The following is a 1,155-nucleotide window of genomic DNA, read 5'->3' on the forward strand; positions in this document are numbered from 1 at the left end:
TTCGATTGGAATTTCTCCGCTACCCACACCTCATCCCCGCACTTTTCAACGTGCGTGGGTTCGGGCCTCCATTCAGTGTTACCTGAACTTCACCCTGGACATGGGTAGATCACCTGGTTTCGGGTCTGCGACCACGTACTGATGCGCCCTATTCAGACTCGCTTTCGCTGCGGCTCCGTCTCTTCAACTTAACCTTGCACGTAATCGTAACTCGCCGGTTCATTCTACAAAAGGCACGCCATCACCCGTTAACGGGCTCTGACTACTTGTAGGCACACGGTTTCAGGATCTCTTTCACTCCCCTTCCGGGGTGCTTTTCACCTTTCCCTCACGGTACTGGTTCACTATCGGTCACTAGGGAGTATTTAGCCTTGGGAGATGGTCCTCCCAGCTTCCGACGGGATTTCTCGTGTCCCGCCGTACTCAGGATCCACTCTGGAGGGAACGAAGTTTCAACTACAGGGTTGTTACCTTCTTTGACGGGCCTTTCCAGACCGCTTCGTCTACCCCGTTCCTTTTTGACTCCGTGCAGAGTGTCCTACAACCCCAAGAGGCAAGCCTCTTGGTTTGGGCTAATCCCGTTTCGCTCGCCGCTACTCAGGGAATCGCGTTTGCTTTCTCTTCCTCCGGGTACTTAGATGTTTCAGTTCCCCGGGTCTGCCTTCCATACTCTATGAATTCAAGTATGGATACTGCTCCATTATGAGCAATGGGTTCCCCCATTCGGAAATCTCCGGATCAAAGCTTACTTACAGCTCCCCGAAGCATATCGGTGTTAGTACCGTCCTTCATCGGCTCCTAGTGCCAAGGCATCCACCGTGCGCCCTTATTAACTTAACCATGGTTCAGAAAACATGTTTCTGATGGTTGTTTTTCGAAAAGAAACCAGAAGGTTTCTCACCAAAAGAATTCATAAGGTGTGTTTCTCATGTGAATTACTTGTGTTTTACGTTATCTGGTTTTCAAAGAACAATCGGCTCTTGAGCTGCATCATGCAGACTCTTTGCCTTGTCTTGAGAGAATAATCCCTCAAAACTAAACAGGTACGAAATGCCTCGTTAATGATTTGCACCGTCTGGTGCTCCTATATTCCTTAGAAAGGAGGTGATCCAGCCGCACCTTCCGATACGGCTACCTTGTTACGACTTCACCCCA

At 49.7% G+C, this 1,155-nt stretch carries 2 rRNA genes; both read right to left on the minus strand.

The features are described from left to right. A 23S ribosomal RNA gene (locus tag ACOT8F_RS20905) occupies positions 1–840 on the minus strand; the annotation flags it as partial. A gap of 257 nt (positions 841–1,097) precedes the next feature. Beyond that, positions 1,098–1,155 (minus strand): 16S ribosomal RNA (locus tag ACOT8F_RS20910); the annotation flags it as partial.

Origin of the sequence: Chryseobacillus diguaensis, from assembly GCF_049220665.1 — a bacterium.
Lineage (GTDB): Bacteria > Bacillota > Bacilli > Bacillales > Bacillaceae > Metabacillus_B.